At 37.1% G+C, this 7,978-nt stretch carries 9 protein-coding genes; all 9 read right to left on the reverse strand.

The window, feature by feature from the left end; all coding sequences use genetic code 11:
* Positions 1–9: 9 nt before the first annotated feature.
* Positions 10–1,419 (reverse strand): HEAT repeat domain-containing protein, encoded by a 1,410-nt coding sequence (locus tag H7A25_26635; GenBank protein ID MCP5503505.1) that lies wholly within the window; start codon positions 1,417–1,419, stop codon positions 10–12.
* Positions 1,420–1,466: 47 nt separating this feature from the next.
* Positions 1,467–3,566, reverse strand: a complete 2,100-nt coding sequence (locus H7A25_26640) for a tetratricopeptide repeat protein (GenBank protein ID MCP5503506.1) — start codon at positions 3,564–3,566, stop codon at positions 1,467–1,469.
* Positions 3,567–3,569: 3 nt separating this feature from the next.
* Complete coding sequence (nusB, locus tag H7A25_26645) at positions 3,570–3,995, reverse strand: transcription antitermination factor NusB (GenBank protein ID MCP5503507.1); 426 nt, start codon at positions 3,993–3,995, stop codon at positions 3,570–3,572.
* Positions 3,996–4,469: a 6,7-dimethyl-8-ribityllumazine synthase gene (locus H7A25_26650; protein ID MCP5503508.1), complete on the reverse strand. Its 474-nt coding sequence runs from the start codon at positions 4,467–4,469 to the stop codon at positions 3,996–3,998. It abuts the gene before it with no gap.
* 311 nt (positions 4,470–4,780) lie between these two features.
* Complete coding sequence (locus H7A25_26655; protein MCP5503509.1) at positions 4,781–5,602, reverse strand: Rpn family recombination-promoting nuclease/putative transposase; 822 nt, start codon at positions 5,600–5,602, stop codon at positions 4,781–4,783.
* A 325-nt stretch (positions 5,603–5,927) separates the two neighbouring features.
* Positions 5,928–6,443 (reverse strand): hypothetical protein, encoded by a 516-nt coding sequence (locus H7A25_26660; GenBank protein MCP5503510.1) that lies wholly within the window; start codon positions 6,441–6,443, stop codon positions 5,928–5,930.
* 88 nt (positions 6,444–6,531) lie between these two features.
* Positions 6,532–7,176, reverse strand: coding sequence for a hypothetical protein (locus tag H7A25_26665; GenBank protein ID MCP5503511.1), 645 nt, complete (start codon positions 7,174–7,176; stop codon positions 6,532–6,534).
* A 251-nt stretch (positions 7,177–7,427) separates the two neighbouring features.
* On the reverse strand, positions 7,428–7,766 hold the full coding sequence (locus H7A25_26670; GenBank protein MCP5503512.1) for a XisI protein: 339 nt from the start codon (positions 7,764–7,766) through the stop codon (positions 7,428–7,430).
* The coding region (locus H7A25_26675) for a fatty-acid oxidation protein subunit alpha (protein MCP5503513.1) at positions 7,754–7,978 on the reverse strand (225 nt) is incomplete at its 5' end. The genes H7A25_26675 and H7A25_26670, both read right to left, overlap by 13 nt.

Below are 7,978 nucleotides of genomic sequence, written 5' to 3' on the forward strand. Positions count from 1 at the left end.
TAGAATTCCCTAGAGGGAGCTTAACCTGTCCATTCTTAAAGAGAAAGAAGGTCTGTGGTATTTATAGAGCATCCTGCGCAATAGGCTTTTCATACTGAGTCGTAGCTCTTTTTCGTCCTCGGTTTCAATCAGGTCAAATAGAAGAGGCATCACCCTCGGTTCATCTATTTTTTCGAGGGTTGCTACAAGTTCAATTTTAAGACCGAGGTCTTCTGCCCTATCCTGAAGACCGTTCAGGATACTTGGTATAGCTACTTTATCCTTCATAACTCCTAGAGAGCGGGCAATTTCTTTTTTTACTTCTACCGATGTATCCACCCGAAGAGAAGTTAGTAAGTCGGGGAGGTTCATTTTGGCTTTTAAGGTAGCAATAGCTCTGGCTGCCAGCATCCGAACCTCAACAGAAGAGTCTTCCTTCAGGGCAACAGACAGACCCTTTCCACCTCCGTGATGATTCAGATGCAAAAGACTTTCGATCATCTTTATTCGTAAATCGGAAAGGGGTTCTTCTTCGAGAGCTTTGGAAATATAATTAGAAAAATAACGAATGTTAAATCGATTTACAGAACTGATGCTGACTTCCCTTACTTCCGGATGGGAATCAAAAAGAGTTTCTTTCAGGATATAGGCTCGGTTTTTCAGATTCTGATTCCGAATAGCAAGAACCGCATGTTTTCGAACCTCATAATTACTATCTCCGGTAGCCAGTTTGATAAGAGTGTGGGCTTTATCGAGCTTATAGGATTCAATAGCCAAAATTACAGCCGTACGCATGGCCGGACTTTTATGCTCTAAAAGCTCATCTAGATACAGAGTTAATCTCTCATCTTCTATATACTGCAAAGACTCAAGATAATAGTAACGATAAATATCTTTTGAAGTATTAACCAGTTCAAGAAGATAGGGTAGGGCTCTATCATCTTTTAAAACCGCGATATAAGCATAAACCGCTTCACGAACCTCAAGACTTCTGTGACTCAAAAGGTCCATTACATCGTGCAAATAGTCCCGATTTTTCGTTTCTTTTAAGAAATTAAGGCAGAGAACCTTTTCCTGCTTCAAACCGGAAGAATGTAGAACCCAGTTCAGGTTAGCTTCCCATTCCGGGTAGAGACTCGCCAGAGTTTCCCGATTGTCAAAATAAAATTGCAGGATCTCCAGCTTAAGTTCAGTCGGAGAAGAAGGATTTTGAAGTATAGAAGTAGTAAAGGGTAAAAGATCGTAACGCTTCTCGGGTAGAATCTTGGAAATCGCTAACTTCTGAACGCGACTATCTTCAGAAAGAAGACTCTCCTTCATGGGGTCTTCTTTCTTTTGTTTGAGAATCTGAGTCTGGCAATTTCCGAAAAGAAATAAGAGTAGCAGGATAGCAAGTCCTGCTCGGAAAAAACCGGAACAGCCCGAAAAAAGGTACTTCATGTATATGAACAGCTTTTTTTTCCTTACTTATTTATGCAAATATCTTTTTAGAGCCCTGTTTCCTGTAAACTATCCTCATAAGAAGCTCTCGCAGCTCTCTTATTATCATAAGCTTCTGTAAGAGAAGGATCTAAATCTATTGCATTTTGAAATTCTCGCAGGGCTTTCCTGAACTCACCATTTTTGTAGTAGCAAAGACCCAGATAGTTATAGGCTCTCGCAGCTACACCCGGTTTTACATCCGAACGCACTATCGCTGTAAGCTCGTCTATGGCTTTTTCTCTATCTACCAGGGAATTGGTATCAATGAGAATTCTTGCAAGAATCAACTTACTTTCCATATCATCCGGGTCTATATGAGCTGCACGATAGGCCTCATCCTTTGCTTTGGATATGTTTTTTCGACCGCCGGCAGCATAAACCAGTGCGAGTTTTCGGTGTGCCTGTTTGATTTCCTCTCCATTTTTTGAGAAATTTAAGACTTCATAGAGGTGTTTTTCAGCTAATTCAAAACTTTTCAAATGATAATAAACATCCGAAAGCTTGAGTTTCACACGGTAATTATTCAGGTTCTTCTTCAAAATATCTTCGTATTCTCTTGAAGCTTCGAGGTAATAGCCATTGGAATTGTAATAATCTCCTATAGCTTCCAGGTTTCTGGCATTTTCCGGTTCTATGGCAGAAGCCTTTCTCCACTGCTCAATGGCCTTTGTAGGCTTACCGGAATTTTTATAAGCAATACCGAGGTTGTAATAAGCATTGGGGTTTTTAGGATTCAGGTCAATTGCCTTTTCGAGAGAAGAAATCGCTTCTTCATGCCTCTCTAACTCGTCGAGGATAATACCGAGGTTTATTAGAGCTGTTTCTGTGTAGGTATCTCCCGGAGTAGCTCGCACGATACGACGGAACATATCCTCAGCTTCTGTCAGGTTTCCCCGGCTGTAGTACATATCTGCCAGTTGAAACATGGTATCTACATCATCCGGTTTCATTTTCAGAGCCTGTTTTAAAGAATCTATAGCTACATCATGCAGCTTTAAATCTTCAAAAGACTCGGCAATGTACTGGTAAATCTTAGGATCGCGAGAACCCGCTTTCAAGGCTTTTTCAAAAATAGCTACGGCTTCTTCTTTCTTATTTTTACGTAATAAGATAATTCCAAGATTATACAGGTATTTGGCATTATTGGGACGAAGGGAGTTGGCTTCCCGGAAATGGTGCTCTGCTGCTTCTAATTCTCCCCTGTGGTAATAAATCGAACCCAGATGAGCATGTGACAGCTCAGCTACCTGTCCTCTTCCTGCTGCGAGGATGGCCTTTTGAAAGTTCTCGATAGCTTCCGGTGCTTTTCCCTGCTTATAGAGACTTAAAGCGAGGTTATAACTTAAAAAAGGATCATTCGGAGAACGGCTGATACCTTCCTTATAGCTATCGATAGCTTTTTCAGGGTCGTTGGTTTCACTTAGAATGTTCCCGGCCAGAAGAGAAATCTTCGAATCACCCGGGGCAATTTCTTTAGCCTTTAAAATGATGAGCTTGGCTTCTCCAAAATTCCCGGAATTTCGGTATGCCATTGCAAGGTTATAATAAGCATGAACATTATTCGCATCATACTTAATGGCAAGTTTCAATTTATCAATGGCGAGAGAAGTTCTACCCTTCTCGTCATACATCACCCCGAGGATAGTAAGAGCGACTGATTTATTGGAGTCACTGGCCGGACGGTTCAGGTATTCCTCACATTTCACCATGGCTTTCCCAACCTGTCTGTCCCGATAAAAATTGATGCAGGCGGAAAGCTCCGGATCCATAGAACTTCTGGGAATATAGGGTTGTTCTACAATTCTGTTTAACTTTTCAGTTGAATCAGCAAGCTCTTTTTTCTTCGGAGTTTCCTCGGATTTGGCTAACTGCGGAAACAGGCCCTGGAAGAATTTCTTCCCTTTTTCAGTCTGGTAATAAACCCCTGCTCCAATAACAGTAATTAGGAGCAGGATAAATAATGTCCAGAGGATAATCGATACATTGGAACGCCTGGGGGGCAGATAATAGGCAGAAGAGTCCTCTTCGATAATCTGGGAAGTGGGAAACTTTTCTTCCTCTGCCTCAATATTCTCCATTTTTAGCCTGTTCTTTTTGAATTCCATACCTTACAAGTCTCCAGTCTGTCGTTGTATTTCGTCCTTGTAGACGGCATCGAGAATGCCGTTGATAAAGCTTACAGACCTTTCTTCGTCAAATTTACGGGCCAACTCAATAGCTTCGTTAATAATAACTTTGGGAGGAATTTCTCTCTGGTTGATAAGGCTATAAATAGACAGCCTGAGAATATTACGGTTAATAATGGAAATCCTCTCAAACCCCCAGTTGATGGTATAGGTCTTAATTAGAGTATCGAGTAATTCCCAGTTTTTCACAACACCTTTAATGAGTTCCTCGCTATATTCTTTTTCAGTTTCGTGTATTTTTTTTTCATACCAGCGAAAGGTGAGGAGATCATCTATTTTGGTTTGAGCCATTTCATACTGATAAAGTGCCTGTAATGCAAGACTTCTACTTTTTGCTCGAGAAGCCATTTATAGTTCCCGGATGGCTTTTTTTATATTTGCCATTTCAATCGCTGTTACAGCTGCTTCAAAACCCTTATTACCGGCTTTTGTTCCGGCACGCTCTATTGCCTGCTCGATGGTATCTGTAGTAAGAACTCCAAAGATTACCGGAACTCCGGTATCAAGAGAAATAGAACCTACTTTAGCCGATTCCCCTGCAACAAAGTCATAGTGTCCGGTAGCCCCGCGAATCACGGCTCCGAGACAGGTTATCGCGTCAAACTTTGTGGTTTCGGCCAGTTGTTTTGCAGTAAATGGGATTTCATAGGCTCCCGGAACCCGAACAACCAGAACATCCTCTGTATTCACCCCATGTCTTTCAAAAGCGTCGATTGCACCTTTCAGAAGACTCTCTGTAATAAATTCATTAAACCTCGAAATAACGATTGCATGTTTCTGGGAGGTTCCGTCAAACTTGACTTTAATTTCTTTAAATGACATTTTATACCCCTGTCCTCCATCCTCCTTCGGGCTTAATTTTTGTAAATCAGAAGTCCATGAAAGACGAGTTATAAATTTGCTGTAAGCGTATCATGAACCCACCTTCCCAAATCCCGGGAACTGTGGTATACCTTGTTCATGAAAACAATACAAACCTGGTAGAAAATGCCATTCGTCCATTTGCACTGGGAAGAAAGAATTAGCTATTTTCCTATTCTCCCGGGGGTAGGTTTATGAAACACTTACGGACATTCTCATGTTGGAAGGTGTTGCCAGCGTGTATCACTAAAAAATCTTATTTTACTAGCAAGTTATAAATTTTCAATTTCTTCTATAGTTAGTCCTGTAGCAATAGAAATAGTTTTATTATCAATACCAGCTAATTTAAAATTCTTAGCTATTTCTAAACTTTTTCTTTTTTCTGCTTTTATTTCAGCTATTTCTACTCTTCCTCTTTCATCCTGTTCTCGCATAAGAAAATAGTCGTAACTATTAAGTTCGTCTTTTGTCCAATTATGCCTGTCTGATAGAGTATAGGCTTCTTTTAAACCTTCATCGTCAACATTGTCTGGAATGACTTCTAAGTTTTCAGCATTCTTTATGAAGTATATCCATTTATCAGAAAGGCTTTCGCAGCCTTCTAATTCTTTTTTAAACTTGGGCAACTCTATAAAATTAAAGTTAATATCTTTTAATTCGTTCTTCCTGGTTTTCGTATTGATAATCAAATGCTCGGTGAGATAATTATCACCTTCAAAATATTCAAACTCTAATATTCCAATAAAAACTACCGGAGTTAATTTGGAATATTCATCCCCTTTTTCTATCTGAGAGGCATATTCTTTGGATACATAATATTGAACTCTTTTGTCAAATCCGGCAACTTCGCTGAGTTGCATCTCTACAATATAAGTAGTTCCGGATTGGTCTTTCACTCTAACATCAATTATGGAAGATTTAAATCCGGCAATTCTGGGAAGCTGAAATGTATTACGAAATTCAAGATCTATAATCTTTCTATCTCCTTCCAAGCTCAAAATCGAGTTTAGGAAGGAGATAAGGATTACTTTTTTGCCTTCATTTCCAAAAATTTTTCGAAACGCAACATCATTTTTAGGATCAGCGAATTTCATGAATTAATTTTCTAATGATCCAATAAAAAGTCAAGAATAGTTTTTGCTTTTATCATTCATCAAATACACCCTTCCAGGGTAGGATTGATAGTAAAATAATTAGCCCAATTGCAAAAGCACCTGCAATTATCCATCTAAGAAATCTCCATAGGATTCCTGTGGAAGTGTAAAACGAACCAAATTTAATCTTTAATTTCTCCAAATTATCCCACAACGTCCCGAGAATCGTCCGACGTGACGGCGGTTGAAATGGGTCATGTTGGACATTCTCTTGTTATACGCCTGTTTTTTGCTATTTACAACTATATTCTTGCCCCTTATTTTACTAACCAGACTGAGACACGGACACATTCGGCAAGCTCAGTGCAAGTGTTGAAGGCTGGTAATTCTTATCTACTCGTATTGGATTTAGCATAGTTATTTTAATATTCTTTGATTCTATATAAGTATCTTCAACTAAATCATCTATTAAAAAAGTTTCATTCCCATTGCCTCCGAATTTCTTTTTAGAAAACTGGATAAAAGATAATTCTTTACCGTAACTTTTAATAAATTCATTTGGTTTCATTTTTGGATCAAATCCGCTTATTTTAATTATATCAGGAACACTAAAAAGAAGTTCAAGATCGATGTTGATGTTATATGTCTTTGTTATATCTGCAAATAGCATAGTTTTAAAAGTTTCTTTATCTTTATCATCCCAAATTGCAAAAGAATAAATTCCAATTTTTTCGGGATTTATCGAACGAATTGTTTCCTGAACCTTTGGATTGTTGAGAACAATTAAATTTTCCCAGGAATCTATTACAGTATTTTCTAAATCTAAAAATAAATATTTCATGATCGACTCTCCCAGTCATGTAAGTCTTCTACAGTTTTATAGCTACCAAAGGGAAGGGATACTTCTTCTGCTGGAACAGAATCAATAATCAATTCTTTAGCTCACATGTTGTTTTAACCAGTGTTCCGTCCTCATAGTAAAGGTTATATATTTCTTTTGTTTCTCTAATATGGACTTTTTTTACTTTGCTATAGGATAGATTATTTTTATTCTGTTTTTCTTCTACTTTTATCTGGTATCCCGAAATGGGAGAATGCCCGTGCCTTCTTATATATTCTAATTCTGATTGAGGAAAATATTTTTTAGCAATCTCCATTGCTTTATCCTGTCTACCCTGATGTAAATATTTATTATATTTGATGATTGCGGTTTTCATCATCCGGGAATGTTTATCGTATTCCGAACCTGCAAGATTTTTTATTTCTGGTTCAGAAGACTTTTCTTCAATTGCAACTGGAACTATTTTCTTTTCATCAAAATCTTCCTTGGATAGCCGCTTATGTCCATATTTTTTAATTCTTTGAACAATATGATTCGGAAAATATTTCTCTGCAAATTTTAATGCTTCATTTGGCTGATCAGCTCTTAGTGTGTATTCCGGTTCATCCCAGCAATTCATAAGTAATGGGCCTTCGTAATCGGCGGTATCTTCATTACCAATCTCTTCGACCATGGATTTGAGATTAGATATTTGAGAATAATAAAACTCTTTGAATTTTTCACTAATAAGCATTTTGTTTACCTAAATTTATTTTTTATAAATATTTCCTTATATTACAAATACTTTCTTAAATTTTCTTTTCTTCTAACTTAATTTTTAACATTCCATTTTTAGCTGTTATTATTTTAGGAAGGTTAATCCTCTATGTAATTAAAATATGGTCGACAACGTCCAGAGCGTCATGAGAAGTTTCCGCAGCTTCATGATTTGGCGGAAATTTATCATACACTCATGTTATAGAGCTGTTTTTTGAAATACCACTATTAAGCCACTGCAAATTCGGTGTATTGTCTTTTATAAGGAGCTTGAAAACCCAAAACTATATCTGATTTAGGAATACCTTTTCCTACCAGCAATAAGGCAGCCTCAGCATTTGTATTATCTTCTTGTAACCAAACTTTTTCTTCAATTATATCAAAATGAAAAATACAGTCATGGATTCTTTCTAATTCATCCCAGCCAACATAATATAAAAAATAGTGGTCATTTTCTCTATCTATAATAACTTGAACATCAATTTCTGAAAAGTAAGCAGAATTTGGTTTCGTAAAACTTTTAATAACCTCTATTATAATTTCTCGATAATTATCTAATTTATCCATTCTGAAATTACCTCATTATTTGGTTCATAAACTAAAATTTTCAATTTATATTTTTGGATCAAATTCTTATAATAATCAATGGTCATAATTTTTTCTTTTACATCTTTCGGAATAGCTAAATATAAAAATCTATCAGGCTCCTTCTTCAAGATTATTTGTAAATAACCCAAATACTGACCTAAAGCAGAATTAAACTCATTAACAATAGAACT

This window comes from Leptospiraceae bacterium, from assembly GCA_024233835.1.
GTDB lineage: Bacteria > Spirochaetota > Leptospiria > Leptospirales > Leptospiraceae > JACKPC01.